Annotated in this window: 12 protein-coding genes and 2 pseudogenes; 11 read left to right on the top strand and 3 right to left on the bottom strand. The window is 52.8% G+C overall.

Going from position 1 to position 15,293, the window contains the following annotated elements:
- The first annotated feature begins 21 nt into the window (after positions 1–21).
- The 11 genes and pseudogenes from N7D90_RS11225 to N7D90_RS11175 all read left to right on the top strand — a co-directional run bounded on the left by N7D90_RS11225 (position 22) and on the right by N7D90_RS11175 (position 12,276).
- Positions 22–1,245, top strand: a complete 1,224-nt coding sequence (locus N7D90_RS11225) for a histidine decarboxylase (RefSeq protein ID WP_261742220.1) — start codon at positions 22–24, stop codon at positions 1,243–1,245.
- 30 nt (positions 1,246–1,275) lie between these two features.
- Positions 1,276–1,608, top strand: coding sequence for an isochorismate lyase (locus tag N7D90_RS11220; protein WP_261742219.1), 333 nt, complete (start codon positions 1,276–1,278; stop codon positions 1,606–1,608).
- 264 nt (positions 1,609–1,872) lie between these two features.
- A pseudogene (locus N7D90_RS11215) lies at positions 1,873–2,019 on the top strand (ATP-binding protein); the annotation flags it as partial.
- Positions 2,020–3,596: 1,577 nt separating this feature from the next.
- Positions 3,597–4,124, top strand: coding sequence for a fimbrial protein (locus N7D90_RS11210; protein ID WP_019822637.1), 528 nt, complete (start codon positions 3,597–3,599; stop codon positions 4,122–4,124).
- A gap of 61 nt (positions 4,125–4,185) precedes the next feature.
- A complete protein-coding gene (locus N7D90_RS11205) occupies positions 4,186–4,869 on the top strand; it encodes a molecular chaperone (protein ID WP_019822636.1) in 684 nt (227 codons plus the stop codon).
- A gap of 103 nt (positions 4,870–4,972) precedes the next feature.
- Entirely contained in the window at positions 4,973–7,510 is a 2,538-nt protein-coding gene (locus N7D90_RS11200; RefSeq protein ID WP_261742218.1) for a fimbria/pilus outer membrane usher protein, read from the top strand.
- A gap of 11 nt (positions 7,511–7,521) precedes the next feature.
- Positions 7,522–8,562, top strand: a complete 1,041-nt coding sequence (locus tag N7D90_RS11195) for a fimbrial protein (protein WP_019822634.1) — start codon at positions 7,522–7,524, stop codon at positions 8,560–8,562.
- Positions 8,563–8,890: 328 nt separating this feature from the next.
- Positions 8,891–9,337, top strand: a complete 447-nt coding sequence (locus N7D90_RS11190) for a hypothetical protein (protein WP_261742217.1) — start codon at positions 8,891–8,893, stop codon at positions 9,335–9,337.
- A 182-nt stretch (positions 9,338–9,519) separates the two neighbouring features.
- Positions 9,520–10,725 (top strand): EAL domain-containing protein, encoded by a 1,206-nt coding sequence (locus N7D90_RS11185; RefSeq protein ID WP_261742216.1) that lies wholly within the window; start codon positions 9,520–9,522, stop codon positions 10,723–10,725.
- Positions 10,726–10,873: 148 nt separating this feature from the next.
- Positions 10,874–11,666: pseudogene (locus N7D90_RS11180) on the top strand (IS3 family transposase); the annotation flags it as partial.
- Positions 11,667–11,895: 229 nt separating this feature from the next.
- A complete protein-coding gene (locus tag N7D90_RS11175) occupies positions 11,896–12,276 on the top strand; it encodes a type 1 fimbrial protein (RefSeq protein ID WP_261742215.1) in 381 nt (126 codons plus the stop codon).
- 393 nt (positions 12,277–12,669) lie between these two features.
- Here the strand turns inward: N7D90_RS11175 and N7D90_RS11170 are convergent, their stop codons facing one another.
- The 3 genes from N7D90_RS11170 to msuE all read right to left on the bottom strand — a co-directional run bounded on the left by N7D90_RS11170 (position 12,670) and on the right by msuE (position 15,019).
- Positions 12,670–13,011, bottom strand: coding sequence for a hypothetical protein (locus N7D90_RS11170; protein WP_261742214.1), 342 nt, complete (start codon positions 13,009–13,011; stop codon positions 12,670–12,672).
- A 303-nt stretch (positions 13,012–13,314) separates the two neighbouring features.
- Positions 13,315–14,409 (bottom strand): dimethylsulfone monooxygenase SfnG, encoded by a 1,095-nt coding sequence (sfnG, locus tag N7D90_RS11165; protein WP_261742213.1) that lies wholly within the window; start codon positions 14,407–14,409, stop codon positions 13,315–13,317.
- A gap of 46 nt (positions 14,410–14,455) precedes the next feature.
- Entirely contained in the window at positions 14,456–15,019 is a 564-nt protein-coding gene (gene msuE, locus N7D90_RS11160; protein WP_261742212.1) for an FMN reductase, read from the bottom strand.
- Positions 15,020–15,293: the final 274 nt, after the last annotated feature.

The raw sequence follows: 15,293 nt of genomic DNA, 5'->3' as shown, positions 1-15,293 counted from the left end.
TCGATTTAAAAGGAGTTAGAGATGACCTTATCAACGGCCGACCAAAGCAGGCTTGAACACTTCTGGCAGCACTGCGTGACCCACCAGTACTTCAATATCGGCTACCCCGAATCCGCCGATTTCGATTACTCCCAGTTGCACCGCTTTCTGCAGTTTTCGATCAACAACTGCGGGGACTGGAACGAGTACAGCAACTATGTGCTGAACTCGTTCGGCTTTGAAAAGGACGTGATGACGTACTTCTCCCAGCTGTTCGACATTGAACTAGAAGACAGCTGGGGCTACGTCACCAATGGCGGCACAGAAGGCAATATGTTCGGCTGCTACCTGGCCCGCGAATTGTTCCCCGACGGCACGCTGTATTACTCCAAGGACACACACTACTCGGTGGCCAAGATCGTCAAGCTGCTGCGCATCAAATGCCGTGCCGTCGAATCCCTGCCCAACGGCGAGATCGACTACGACGACCTGATGCTCAAGATCGCCGCAGACCAGGAGCGTCACCCGATCATCTTCGCCAATATCGGCACGACGATGCGTGGCGCGGTGGACAACATCGCGACCATCCAACAACGCCTGCAACTGGCGGGTATTGCCCGGCACGACTACTACCTGCATGCCGACGCGGCGCTGAGTGGGATGATCCTGCCCTTCGTCGACCATCCGCAACCCTTCACATTTGCAGATGGCATCGATTCGATCTGCGTGTCCGGGCACAAGATGATCGGGTCGCCGATCCCGTGCGGCATCGTGGTGGCAAAGCGCAAGAACGTGGCGCGCATTTCCGTGGAAGTCGACTACATCCTGGCCCATGACAAAACCATCAGCGGCTCACGCAATGGCCACACGCCGTTGATGATGTGGGCAGCGCTGCGCAGCCACTCGTTCGCCGACTGGCGCCAGCGTATCCGCCACTGCCTGGACCAGGCGCAATATGCCGTGGATCGCTTTCAGGCAGCCGGCATCGATGCATGGCGCAATGAAAACTCCATCACCGTGGTGTTTCTATGCCCGTCAGAACGCATCGCGAAAAAGTATTGCCTGGCTACCTCCGGCGACACCGCGCACTTGATCACCACGCCCCATCATCACGACAACTGCATGATCGATGCCTTGATCGATGAGGTCATCGCCGAGCGTGACACCGATGCCTGGGGCATTGGCGCTACCCGTGCCCATCAAGGCACTCACCAACGCCCGCCCGCCGCTTCCCGGCTGGCATGCCCACGATTCGACGTCATCTGAAACCGAACTTTTTTATTAGAGACAAACACCATGTCGTCACTGAAAAAACCCGAGGCGTGCGAAAGCCTCACCGACATCCGCGCCGGCATCGACTTTTTCGACCGCCAGATACTGGAGTCACTGCAACAACGCTTGGGTTACGTGAAGGCCGCCGTGCGCTTCAAGGCCAACGAACAAGCGATCCCCGCACCGGAACGGGTTGCGGCGATGCTGCAGGACCGCCGCGATTGGGCCGTCGACGCTGGATTCGATGTGGATTTTGTGGAAAAACTCTACGAGCACATCATTTACTGGAACATCCAACAGCAGATTTCACATTGGCAGGCGCTTCATTCGGAGCGAAGCACCGAAAAAACCCGCTAAAGCGCCGAGAGCCCCGCCAATTCAAGTCCACCCACGAGGCTGGACTTGAAACTCACCTCGCCCCCTCACCCAATTCTGTCGAATAGTTGCCCGATCCTTTGAACTTGCCGATTAGGGATATCCTGAAGAAGACTTCCTGATTTTGGCAAAATGCTGGGACTCCACCTTTGAAGTACTGAATATCTGGATCGGTCAACGCTGCCGGTCGCTCTGGAGCGAGCTTGTGCATCCGCAGTACAACGGACTGACGGTGGCCGAGGTCTTGAAAAGTACGATGGCAAGGCCGGGAGAATCGCCCAGGGACTGCTTCGCAAAGACCTGGTGATACTTGATGAGCTGGGGTATTTTCCTTTTAACCAAAGCGGGGGCGCCCTGCCATTTCACTTGCTGTCCAAGCTGTACGAGCATACCTGAGCACGCGGGCACTCGCATTCGACCGCCCGCGTGCTGCGCCTCGCTACCCGACATGTGTCGAAACCGAACCGGTTACTTTGCATTAGCAGGGCCGAACAAGAATTGGGTTACGCCTAACCTGCTTTGGTTCCGGTTCACCAAGGGAGAACCTTTGAACGTGCCACTTCCCTACACCCCAGCCAACCCCAGTTTCGCTCGAACACTAGGCGCAATTGGGGGCATAATTCTACCTTTTAAGCTGAAACCACTTTCCTAGAGCCAAGTCAAAATGTTCTTTGGCGACCCTGAGAGTCTTTAGGGGCCGTCTGGCAGGCTGTTTATCTGATCATTTCTGCGTTTTCATAGACCATGGAGCTCCATACACTTCCAGTGGATTGCTACATTGGGGGCATATCTGAAGGCATACTTTGGATGGTTTGAAAAGGATGCCCTCAGCCTGAAGTCCAACAGCCCCCTTCTCGAAAAGTCACACGCTGCTGCTCTCAAATCGCCGTCGAGCGCGATCCAATCACGTCCGTTTGTAGACTTGAAGCGATCTCCTGGCGCCTCTGAAATCCTGAAAATCCTGTCCAGGAACGCCAACCGCAGCGGTCGTTGGAAGAAATAGCAGGAGTAACCATCATTGTTCTCGAACCAGAAGCCATGCGACTCGCAGATCTGATCAAACTAAGCCCGAAAAGGAGGGTCAATATCTTCGTCCAGTAAGCGAGCGAGATCTCCACTGCTCTAAAGGATGAAGACCACTGCCTCCTATCCTGGCTCACCTCACACACGCTCTGCATATGAAGTGAAGCCGCTGTCGTCCCAGAGGTCGTTTCTCTCCGTCCATGACTTGATATCGTTCTGAGCGTTGAGAAATCGTTGCTCGAGATCGCTTCGGCCAACTGCAGGCTCTTCTCCCCGCTCCTGTGATACTTCACTCACCCAATCGTCGACTCGGCGCCTTTGGGTTTCGACCACATTATCCACCCCGGGCCATTCAGGGATTGACCCTTTTGGGAGACATTTGCTCCAGCCAAGAAAAAAAATCACATCTGACGAGTACTAGTTTCAGGGGATATTTGTTCACAAAAAAAATTTAGCGCTGTCTGTTTTTTGACGATGAAGTTCGTTTTTCAAAAACCATGTAAAGCTTCGACCATCTGCCTGACACCTTAGTAAATTGAATTTTAAGGCTATCTATCCACTCAAGATCTCATTGACAAGCTACTTGCTGATCTTAAACACATAAATAATATTAGACAGATGCAAATGCAGCGTCAATAAAACGACACCGAGCATAGTGCTGGAAAAATCCCATTGTATTGACATGCTAGTTTCGGCTCGGCAATAATCTTTCAATGTCATCGAGTATGTTGATGCGAATATCACAAACCAGTGTATTGCCCAGCAATTAAGCGATCTGACATACCTTAATAGAAAGTTACTTAATCCGCCCTTGCCATGACTTGTCATGACTTACGCGGTGGTAATTATTTATTCTGTGAATTTTATTACCCTTTAGTTGCGGGCTCACTCAAAAGAGTGCTGCCAGTTATTTGCTTGCCCCTCTATTAATTGATGAGTAACGAAAAATGAAAAAAATTGTATTGTCCGTAGCTGCACTGACACTGTCCATGAGTGCTTATAACGCAGTGGCTGCAAATGGCAACGTAGCCTTCACCGGCGAAATTGTACAGTCCACCTGTAAAGTGTCGGACCAAGACCAGAACAAACAAGTTTACCTGGGTAAATACCCAACCACTGCATTCCCGACGTCAGGTTCTACCAGCGGCGCGAAAGCATTCGACATCAACCTCGAAAAATGTGAAGCAGGTGATTACACCTTGCGTTTTGATGGCAACACTCCAGCGGGCCATCCAGAACTGTTGTCTGTGACTGGCGGCGCAGGCGGTGTAGGTATTGAAGTACTGGACCACAATGGCGCCACATTGCCAATCAGCCAGAATGTCACCAGCCCCGCGCTCGTCACCGTTGCTGCTGACGGCGCTAACCCGGGCTCTGCCACATTCAACCTGCGCGCCCGTTACAAGTCTTACCAGGACGTTGTAACGGCAGGTCAAGCGAACGCTACCGCGACATTCGCTATCGAGTACAAGTAAATAACCCCGCAGGAGAATCACTGGCCAAGGATGGCCACTTTTCTGAGCGCTTGAACCCCTTATGAAAAAAGTACTCTTGTGTGCGTTGCTCGCCTGTTCCGCGAACACGTTTGCTGGCATTCAGGTAGATGCAACACGCGTTATTTATAACAGTGACAGCAAGTCCGCATCGCTCTCTATCAATAACGACAGCGAGGAAACCTACATGGTTCAAACCTGGCTGGATACGGGCGATGCAAGTCAAATACCGCGCGACATACCGATTATTGTGACGCCACCCATCTTGAAACTGGCGCCTCATAAAGAGGCTGTTTTACGTTTTATCTATTCAGGGAAAGGACTGGCACAAGATCGCGAATCCCTGTTCTGGGTCAATGTACAGGAAATTCCTCCTGCCCCTAAACAGGACAATGTACTGCAAGTAGCGATTCGTACGCGTATTAAATTATTTTATCGGCCACAGGCGTTGCAAACCAATTTGCAAGCCCAGGCTGAAGCCTTGAAATGGCAGCGTCAAGGCCAGGTGTTAACCGTGACCAATAACGGCCCCATGTACGTAACACTAGGTATTTTAACGCTCAGCAACGGCGATAAAACCTGGAAAGTAAATGCCGATATGGTCGGCCCATATGACAGTCTCAAGATTGCCCTGCCATCAAATGCACAGTCCGCAAACGGCCTGTCGTTTACCTATATCAATAATTATGGCGGGCACACCGAGATCAAAAACGTCTCGTTGAAATGAGTCATGCTTCGCAGGGGAAAGAGTCGTGGTGCACCTAAAAACAGCTACACACAAGCTGACACGCAGAATTAAAATGGTTAACCGCGCAGGTTATTTTTATGTTGTGCCATTTCTACTCGCCCCTCTTGCCAAGGCCACGGACCAGTTCAACACGTCATTCATTCGTGGCAACGAAAATGCGGCTCAGGTGGCGGCACTTTCAGGCAGCGACGATATTCTGCCCGGCAGCTATCCGTTCGACGTTTTCCTGAATGGTCAACGCATCGATCATCGTGATATCGAATTCAAAAAGCTCGCCCCCGACCAGCCAATAGTGCCGTGCCTGACGGCTCTGGCTTACCGGGGCTACGGGATCAAACTGTCCGATCGCCAAGTGCAAGATCCCACGGGGTGCTTTGCCTTGAACAAAGAAGTCCAAGGTGCACAGCTGAGTCATGACGCTGCGCTGCAACGCATGGACATTGAGGTGCCGCAATTATTTCTGGAGCCTCGCGCGCAAGGTTCCATCTCACCCAAGGTTTATGATCAGGGCGTGAATGCCGCCTTTATCAATTACAACTTCAATGGTAGCCACAACCGTTACGGCCATCAGCAAGCGGATAAATCTTCGGATTACTCCTTTCTGAGCCTCAACAACGGTATCAACGTCGGCAGCTGGCGATTGCGAAATAACTCTACGCTGAGCCAGCAATCAGGCGCGGGTTCCAGTTTCGATAATATCTCGACCTGGGCTGAAACAGATATTGTGCCCTGGCGTAGCCGTTTGATCATTGGGCAAACCAACACCAACAGTAACGTTTTCGACAGTATTCAGTTCCGTGGCGCGCAACTGTCTAGCGCCAATGACATGTTGGCAGAGAGCCTGCGTGGATACGCCCCGGTAGTGCGCGGGGTTGCATTGACCGCTGCCCGGGTTGAAGTCCGGCAGAATGGTTACACGATCTACAGCACTAACGTCCCCCCTGGCCCGTTTGCGCTTACCGATATTTACCCCAGCTCTTTAAGCGGCAATCTGGATGTAACGATCACTGAAGCCAATGGCTCAAAAAGCAGCTTTACCCTGCCCTTTTCCTCGGTGCCCAACATGTTGCGTGAAGGGATCTGGGACTATCAGCTGACAGCCGGCAAGTACCATGACGGGACTACCCACTACCAACCGTCATTTGTACAGGGCACTTTGTCACGCGGGATGACTTATGACGTTACCCCCTACGGCGGGCTGATGGTGGCGCAGAACTATCGTTCCGCCGTAGCAGGCTTGGGTAAAAACATGGGCCGTTGGGGCGCGGTGTCGTTCGACGCCTCTTACTCCGATACCGACCTGGCCAACGGCGATAGCAAACAAGGTCAGAGCGTGCGCTTCTTGTATTCCAAGTCGCTGAGCGACCTTGGGACCGAATTTCGCATTGCCGGTTACCGTTATTCGACCTCCGGTTATTACGACTTTTCTGATGCTGTAGCTGAACGTGACAGCTATGAAAGCGGCACTTACCGTAACGAGTACTACGATGAAAATGATTACCGCAATCTGGGTGTGCCAGGTTGGGCAGAGTCTCGTCGTCGGACCACTTATACCGACAACTTCGGCAATAAACGCCAACGTGTCGAGCTGTCTATCAACCAGCGCATGGGCGCCAGTTCGACGTTATATGCCAACGTGAGCAATCAGTCTTACTGGGGCGGCTCCAGTGAAGACCGAACGGTGCAGGCAGGTTTTAACAGCAGCTACAAAAATACCAGCTATGGCATTTTCTATCAGGATAGCCGCAGTAACTATGGCTATAAGGACCGCAGTGTGAATGTGACCGTATCGGTTCCGTTCAGCTTTTTCAGTAAGGAATCGTCAGACATGACGGCCAGTTTCAATGTCGGTCACAGCGAGCAGTCGGGTAACACCTACAGCTCTGGCCTGAGTGGCACGGCACTTGACGATGACCGGCTCAATTACGTAGTGCAGACCGGACATGACGAATACTCCGGGCAGACGTCCTCGGCCAACATTGGCTACCAGGGCAACAAGGGCCTGATTAACGCGGGTTATAGCTACAGCAACGACTACCAACAGACCACACTTGGCGTGTCAGGGGGCATCGTGGCACACGCACGTGGGCTCACTCTGACCCAGCCGCTGCAAAGTACATTCGTACTGATCGAAGCCGAAAACGCCAAGGGCGTGCGCCTGGAAAACCAGCCTGGCGTGGAAATTGACAGCTCCGGCTATGCAGTCATGACTTCTGCTACTCCCTATCGTCACAACCGTATCGCGTTAAGGACTGAAGACATTGGCAGCGGCCTGGATATCCCGCTGGCGGCCAGGGATGTGGTGCCAACACGTGGGGCTATTCCTCGTGTGACGTTTGAAACTCACTCCGGCCAAAGCCTTTTGGTACACAGCACGATGAGCGACGGCAACTCGCCTCCCTTGGGTGCCAATATTTTCAGCGCGACAGGCAAAAACAGCGGCACGGTTGGCACTAACGGAGACATCTACATCTCGGGTGCCTCCACGGGTGATCTCTTGTTGGTGAAATGGGGAGCCGGCATAAACGAAACGTGCTCATTGCGCGTGCCCGAGTTGGCCGTCATGGAAGAACAGAACATCGGTTATCAAGAGCTTTCGCTGGCCTGCGTGAAGCCATAAAAGGACACCATATGTTTTTTTTATTAACGCATAAACATCGAGGACTGACCGCCGGATTAATAATCACCCTGGCAGCGGTCTCATCTAATAGTTATGCCTTGTCATGTAAAAAGAACGGCAGCATCCGTCAGGATATTGTGCTCGCTGAACAGATCAAGGTCTCTACTGCCAATACCGTGCCGGGCGCATTGCTGTGGCGCTCCCCGACGTTCACGTCGACCTTCCAGTGTGTTGACGATCGAAACCATCCTGGCGGAGAAAATGCCTACCTGTATTGGGACCCAAAAAACAATTTGAAGAGCATTCATAATTCAATTGAAATAGGGGTTAACTACGGCAGTATTGACTACAAGTTGGTGAATTCAGCACGGCAAGATATCGGTCCTGGAACACGTTGCCGAAAAAGAGGCTCTACCTGCTTGTCGCCTGCGCAATCTCTCAGTTTGACGGTGTCCTATTCGATATATATAAAGGCCACCGGAGCCGCACCGCCACCGGGCGGCAGGATTACCAACACCGGGGCGTACTCCTTGTTCCAGGTCGATGGTGTGGGCGGACTTAACAATGTCGCCGACAGCAACTTCAATGCCTATGTATCCGGGCTGGGCAATATCAGGTTTATCTCGTGTAACCCTAAAGTGACCGTGACTGCAAATAATGGCTCGGCTGTAAATTTTGGTAGCATTCCACGTCAAAATGCCAGGGTGGGGTTCATCGAAAAACAGGTGCCCTTCTCCATAAGCGCCGACATCTCAGGGCCCGACAGTGGCCAGGATTGCCAGGGACAGGTTCTGAACGCCAGCTTCAGCTCGACATACCCCGTGCAGGACACAACCACTATCCTGCCGACCAGCAACAGCGGCTTCGGGATTGTGCTATCACAGCAAAATACACCGATGAGCTTTATCCCTATGAACACCCCCGTAGAACTGGGACTGGTGAATGGCACCAACGTCAGAAAAAACTTTTTAGCGAGCCTTAAGTGGCTCAGTACTACGCCTAAAGTTGGCCCTTTTCGAGCATCTGCGAACATCGATATTACCTTCAAGTAATATATAATGGCCACCTGCCATCAATTATGAGTACCGCAATGCACAAACAATATCAGCCTTTTGAAGCGCTGTACCTTTACCCGCTATTAATGTGAGGTCTCTTTAATAACACCTGGTGCGGACTATGTCCTCACCCTCTATAACCACATTAATGGGCATGGATTTAAATAATCTGTGCCCTGGCATCATCATCACTAAAGCCGATAACTTGATCACCGAGTATTGCCTCTGTGACGGGTGACTGCCGGGCAAAAACCTATTGACCCCGCACATACACACAACATATGCGACATCAGGACTGCATATAGCTCCAGGAGGAAGAAGCGTTATGAATCAAAGTAACAACGTAGAAGTCACATCTGCAGAAAAGCTCGACGTGACCATTCCACAGAACCTCTATGAATCCCTAGTAACTCTTGCTACCCGACACGACCGAAGCATAAGCGGCGAAATAAAACAAGCGTGGATGCAGTGGACCGACCAGCTATCGAGCCTGAAACTCATATTGGCGCTTCTTACATCCCAGAACGGCAACGCGGCTGAATCAACCGATACGCACATCAGTCTTCGTACGGCACCGAGCAACATAAAACACCACCTTTGCAAGTTCAAAACAGGCCAAGTGCACCAAATTAAAGAACAAGCAAACATCTTAATGGTTTCGATGAATACCGTTATTTTGAAAGCATTAGTGTGGTGGGTTAATACCTGGAAGCGTGTAGACCTTCTCAACTCGGGTGTTATGAGCCTCCCGGAAATCCATCTCGACTCGTAACGGAGGTTGCCCGTATCACGATTTAAATCCTGGCGTTGATAACCGTTTGGCACGTTTTTAACTGACTGGACGGCATGGGCATGGATGCCCACTGGTGGCCGGACGGGCTCGCGTGTGAATGCGGGATTGAATAACTGGCTGATCAGGCATTACTGCTTTCAACACAATTTAAGGAGGGACCCGTGAAACCCTATCGTGTACTGATCGTTGAGGCGCATCCTTTTCAGCTTGAGTATGTGCTGAAAGTTTTTAATGAGGTTGGCGGCTTTACCGTAGACACCGTCCGGGATGGCGTTGTCGCGTTGGAGTGTCTAGCCCGTCATGCCTATGATTTGCTTCTCTGCGACTTACTGATGCCCATCATGGACGGCGTGCAATTGATCCAGAAAGTTGCTGCCCTGGAACAACCACCAGCGCTGGCATTGGTCAGTGCCGCGCCGCGCCGCATGCTGGTCAGTGCCGAGTTGGCGGCTAAAAACCTTGGGCTCTCAGTCCTCGGCCTGATCGCCAAGCCGGTTGAGACCGATGCGCTCAGACATTTGAAAGCACGCCTCGCGGTAGCCCGACACAATGCTGAATCGGCCTGCGTACATACCCTCAATATTGACCCGCGCAGTATCGAACTGGCCATGAACAATGGGCAGATTCAAGCCTGGTTCCAACCCAAGATATCGCTGCGTAATGGCAACATTCTCAGTGCCGAAGCCCTGGTGCGCTGGGCCCATCCAGAATCCGGGCTGTTATTGCCCAAAGATTTTCTATCCGCACTGATCAGCCTGGGGCTGGAAGAGCGACTACTGTGGCTGATGCTCGAGCAAACCTTGCAGGCGCAAAGGCAGTGGCGCGCGCTGGGCCGGGATATGCCTGTGTCAATCAACTTGCCTACTCACTTACTGAATGAGCACGACTTGGTTGACCGTTTGCACAATTACGTTGTGAACCATGGTACTGAGCCGAGCCGCATCGTCTTTGAGTTGATGGAAAGCTCAACCACCGAAGAGCTGGGCAATTATTACGCCGGCGCTTGCCGATTGCGCATGATGGGGTTTGGTTTAGCTCAGGATGACTTCGGCAAGGGATTCAGCTCCTACTTCAATCTGGTTTCCACGCCCTTCAGTGAGCTCAAGATAGACCGTTCATTGGTGCATGGTTGTGCTGAAAATGAAAGTCTAGCCTCAGCACTGAGCAGCCTCGTGGATCTGAGTCGAAAACTGGGCCTTACGGTGGTTGCTGAAGGTGTAGAGACCCGAGCAGAACTCGACTTTCTACGCAGTATCGAATGCGACCAAGCGCAAGGCTTCTTCATCGGTGGTGCCACGTCATGCAGCAACTTTGTGGCGGATTTACAAGCTTACCAATTCAACTGCCCATCTTTTAGCGTCAGGTGAAGCCGATGAAAAGTCGGCCCACTATTTACACTCCTCGCTGCGAGTCAAGTGAGTGGTTCCCTTTCAAGAGCTATGGCGTGCTCTTGTAGTGGTCTAATGATTCCGGACACCCATTTAGGCGAGAATGCTCGCCAGATCGAGGTGTCAGATGACCAAACAACGCCGTGTCTTTTCCGCTGAATTCAAACGCGAGGCTGCTGACCTCGTGCTAAGCAAAATCACAGCTTCATCGAAGCCAGTCGCTCATTCGGCATTAGCGAGTCGGCTCTGCGCCGTTGGGTTGGCCAGCTTCAACAGGAACGCACAGGTGTAACCCCACAGAGCAAGGCGTTGACCCCATAGCAGCAAAAAATCCTGGAGCGGGAAGCTCGAATCGCTAGTCTCGAACGAGATAAATCGATACTAAAAAAGACTACCGCGCTCTTGATGTAGGAAGACCTCTAGCGCACGCGCCGATCCATCTGCTAAGCGCACACGAACCCATTGAAAGCTTGTGCGAGGTGTTCGAAATCACCCGTTCGACGTACTACGCCCATCGCCTGAGGCGGCGATCTCCGGGTGTTGAGAGGATTCGATTACGTAGTCGAGTCAACGAGCTGTTCACCCAAAGTCGAAGCGCTGCTGGCAGCCGCAGTATTGTGTTGAGGATACAGGAAGATGGCGAGCAGATCGGACGTTTCAAGGTGCGTGGCTTGATGCGGGAGTTGGGGTTGATCAGCAAGCAGCCTGGCGCACATACCTACAAAAAAGCAACGGTAGAGCGGTCTGACATTCCAAACACACTGAATCGTGAGTTCGATGCTCCCGAGCCAAACAAGGTTTGGTGCGGTGATATCACCTACATCTGGGCGCAAGGAAAATGGCACTACCTGGCCGTGGTTATGGATCTGTATGCGCGTCAGATAGTGGGCTGGGCGTTGTCAGGAAACCCGGATGCTGACCAGGCCGAGACAAAACTTAACGTCGTGTCCGGGATTAGTTGACCACTACACTATCGACCTATAGCTGCCGATAGAGACAGGCAGAAATCGGACAAAAGCGGATCTCCAATGACTCTACAAGATTAGGGACGATTCACTTTCGAGAAAAAACATCTGAAGTTTCCAAAATAAACTCAAAATATCAGCCAGAATTATCGATGCGTTCCTTACAATCCAAAGGAGCATTAGCATGGACAATAATCGATTGGCGATAGGTACATTCCTGGTCTTTGCGTTGAGCGATGTTAGCTTGGCTGCCGTCCCGTTAGGGCAAGGGGTTATCCAGTTTCACGGCAGTATTGAGGAGTCGGGCTGTATCACCAATGTAAAAATGAGTTCGACCTTTGAGTTCAATAGGTGCCCGAGCCCACAGCTTGGCAGTGCGGTAAACGTGCGTAGAGTTGAATCGGTCAGCTCTGTCAGTGCTACCGGACATTCCAACGTCAAAGTCAAGTTGCTCGCTGGCAGCAGTCCAGATGGTCGCTATTACAATCAACAATACGAGTTGGTGGAAGGTTCGGGAAAACCGGTGCTGTCGGGAGCTTACGTGATCACTCTGACTTTGCCCTGAAGACTAATCGCTGGCTTACATTTGGGAGGCACCTTAGATCCAGATTGGAGGTGGAGGGGTAACTACCACAACAATTTACAGCCGTTCATAAATGCGTCGTAAATGGTCACATGTCTCCAGAAACAGGTGCTTTGGGTAAACGGTATATCGCAGCCAATTTGAGCAACTACCAATTCGACATGCAGAAATTCACAAACGAAGCGCAAGTAATGTCCAGTTCAGGCTCAGCAAGCAGCCCAAGCGTGGCAAAACTATGAAAGCAATCGTCCGAAACAGACGTACTGCAACCAGATATGCACTCAAACTCTCTGTAACACCTATTGAAAATTCAACGGCATATGTCATGAGATCCGGCGATTCCATTCGAGAAAGCAAACCGGACCGCAACGAGCATTACCAGCCCATTTGAGCCTTGGTTTGCTTGCAGGTCGCTAACTGACCACGAAGCTTTCCAGCAAACATCTGAGTTTCCATTGACTGAACGGCTTGCGTAGAAGCGTATTCAGTCTGAATCTGGTCCAGCTTCGCCTTGGCATCAGTCAACTGAGATACACAGGCGTTAATGTCAGCAGAGGTCAGACTATGAGTCCCAGCCTCGTTTAGAGCCCCTTGTGGTCGGTTATCGAAAGCGACCTTCACTTCCCCAATCTTCTCCCGCACAACCTTCTCTTTGTCGTCACCACATCCGGCCAGTACAGACACAGCCAACAGCCCTAAAACGAATTGCTTGATCAATGGAATATCCCTTGTTCATTGATGAAAACAGGTCCTACACGCGCTCACAGGGCCACTCAGCGCCCAGCGATTTGCAGAGGGTGAACGCCCTCTCCCAACAGAGCTTTGAGAACGTTAGTCTTTTCAGACTCTCGAAACACGAATGGGTTCTGACACACGTCAAAATCAGCAGCAGTGGCCCCTCGCAGAATGTCACGTCGTAACCCGCCAGTTTCGGGATCGCGACAGACGAGGGCCCCAAGCCCGGCAAACACGCCGACGGCGAGCTCCCAGGCGCTTATGGTGCAGGGCGAAGCCCTCCTCTTACGCCACAGCTTTGGTCGCCACCGCCTCGCGCTCCAGCTCACGCACCAGCGGCAACACCTTGCGGCCGAAGTACTCCACCTCCTCCTGAAAGTGCAGAAAACCACTGAGCACCAGGTCCACGCCCACCGCCTTGAGTGCGACGATGCGTTCGGCAATCTGCTTAGGCGTACCGATCAGATTGGTCTTGAAACCATCGTTGTACTGCACCAAGTCTTCGAAGGTGGACTTGGCCCAGTTGCCTTCGCCTTCCGGGCTGGAAGCTCCGGCGTTCTTCGCCTCGCTGCCGAAACCGTTAACGGCCTCGGGGTCGGCCTTGGCGATAATTTCCTGCAACACCGCGCGGGCCTCGGCCTCGGTTTCGCGGGCGATGACAAAGGCATTCACCCCTACTTTCACCGAGTGGCCATTGATCGCGGCCTTGGCCCGAATGTCGTCGACCTGGGCCTTGATGCCTTCGACAGTGTTGCCGTTGGTGAAGTACCAATCGGAGACCCGAGAAGCCATGTCCCGCGCCGCGCGCGAGCTGCCACCCTGGAAGATTTCCGGGTGCGGTTGCTGCAGTGGCTTGGGTTTGAGGGTGTAGTCGTGGAAACGGTAGAAATCGCCATGAAAACTGAAGTTGTCCTGGGTCCAGATGCCCTTTAGCGCCTGGATAAATTCTTCCGAGCGACGATAGCGCTCATCGTGGTCCAGCCATGGCTCGCCAATGGCGCGAAACTCGCCCTTGAACCAGCCCGACACGATATTCACCGCGACGCGACCGTTGGTGAACTGGTCGATGGTGGCCAGCTGCTTGGCTGCCAGCACCGGACTCCATGGGCCAGGCAGGATGGCCGCGATCACCTTGAGCTTCTCGGTGGCGGCCAACAGTGCGTGGCTGATGGTCACCGATTCGTGCTGATTTTCGGCGCCATAACCGGCGGTAAAGCGGATCTGTGACAAGGCGTATTCGAAGCCGGCCTTTTCGGCGATTTGCGCCAGCTTGCGGTTGTAATCGATGTCCCAGCTAGTGCGCTGTTCGATTTTGCTGACCACAAGGCCGCCACTGACGTTGGGAACCCAGTAGGCAAACTTAATGTTGTCCTGGCTCATTGCATGTACTCCATTGATTCGTTGAAGTGAGGGTTGAGCCGGAACGTCAGGCTGCGCTGGCGTCCGGTTGAACAGTCGGAGTGAGGCTCAATACCGCCGACTCGACAGCGCGCTCGATGCGCTCGAGCAACTGCGGGCTGGTGATTTGGTAATCGGTGAAATCGGCTTCGGCGGCATACACACCGATGGGTAAGCTCAGGGCCTGGAAAAAGCCGAACAGCGGGCGCAACTGGTGATCGATGATCAGGGCATGGCGGTCCGAGCCACCGGTGGCGGCCAGCAACACCGGCACGTTGTTCAACGCCTGGTGATGGACGAAATCGAACAGGTGCTTGAACAGCCCCGTGTACGAGGCACGGTATACCGGACTGGCAGCAATCAGCAGGTTGGCCGTTTCAATGGCCTGCAGATCGGCCTCGACCGCAGCGGGCAAGTCTTCACGGCGCAGCACCCCGGCAAACTGCGGTCCGACCTCGGACAACTCGATCAGGTGCAGCTCGATCGGAAGTTTTTGCGCAAGACCGGCGATCAGTGCCTTAAGCAGCACCAGGGTACGCGTAGGCCGCTGCACGCTCCCGGATACCGCAACCACTTTCAGTGTGCTGCTCATTGCCCGTCCTCGTGATGGCAGAGGCCACCGCGGCACCTGCGCAAGGACTAGAGCAGCAACCGTGCCAATTCAGTAATTCAATATAAATCAATTAGTTATGCATATTTCGTAAACGCTCAGTGTCGCCCGACGGACATGCTGTTGATCAACTGTTGCACTCACAACAGTTGTCACGCGGCGTTTGGCACATAGCCCCACCCGGACCTCTGTTGTCGGGCGGTCAGCGCTTCAACAAATTGCCCGGCAGGCGACAGGAGTGAGGACCGTTGACACC

It is taken from the genome of Pseudomonas fragi, from assembly GCF_025426255.1.
In the GTDB taxonomy this organism is placed as follows: domain Bacteria; phylum Pseudomonadota; class Gammaproteobacteria; order Pseudomonadales; family Pseudomonadaceae; genus Aquipseudomonas; species Aquipseudomonas kulmbachensis.
This window is presented reverse-complemented; position numbering and strand designations above follow the sequence as displayed.

Coding starts and splice junctions, on each gene's coding strand:
- N7D90_RS11210 (WP_019822637.1), top strand. CDS start 3,597: ATGAAAAAAATTGTATTGTCCGTAGCTGCACTGACACTGTCCATGAGT.
- N7D90_RS11175 (WP_261742215.1), top strand. CDS start 11,896: ATGGACAATAATCGATTGGCGATAGGTACATTCCTGGTCTTTGCGTTG.
- sfnG (WP_261742213.1), bottom strand. CDS start 14,409: ATGAGCCAGGACAACATTAAGTTTGCCTACTGGGTTCCCAACGTCAGT.
- msuE (WP_261742212.1), bottom strand. CDS start 15,019: ATGAGCAGCACACTGAAAGTGGTTGCGGTATCCGGGAGCGTGCAGCGG.
- N7D90_RS11220 (WP_261742219.1), top strand. CDS start 1,276: ATGTCGTCACTGAAAAAACCCGAGGCGTGCGAAAGCCTCACCGACATC.
- N7D90_RS11195 (WP_019822634.1), top strand. CDS start 7,522: ATGTTTTTTTTATTAACGCATAAACATCGAGGACTGACCGCCGGATTA.
- N7D90_RS11225 (WP_261742220.1), top strand. CDS start 22: ATGACCTTATCAACGGCCGACCAAAGCAGGCTTGAACACTTCTGGCAG.
- N7D90_RS11205 (WP_019822636.1), top strand. CDS start 4,186: ATGAAAAAAGTACTCTTGTGTGCGTTGCTCGCCTGTTCCGCGAACACG.
- N7D90_RS11190 (WP_261742217.1), top strand. CDS start 8,891: ATGAATCAAAGTAACAACGTAGAAGTCACATCTGCAGAAAAGCTCGAC.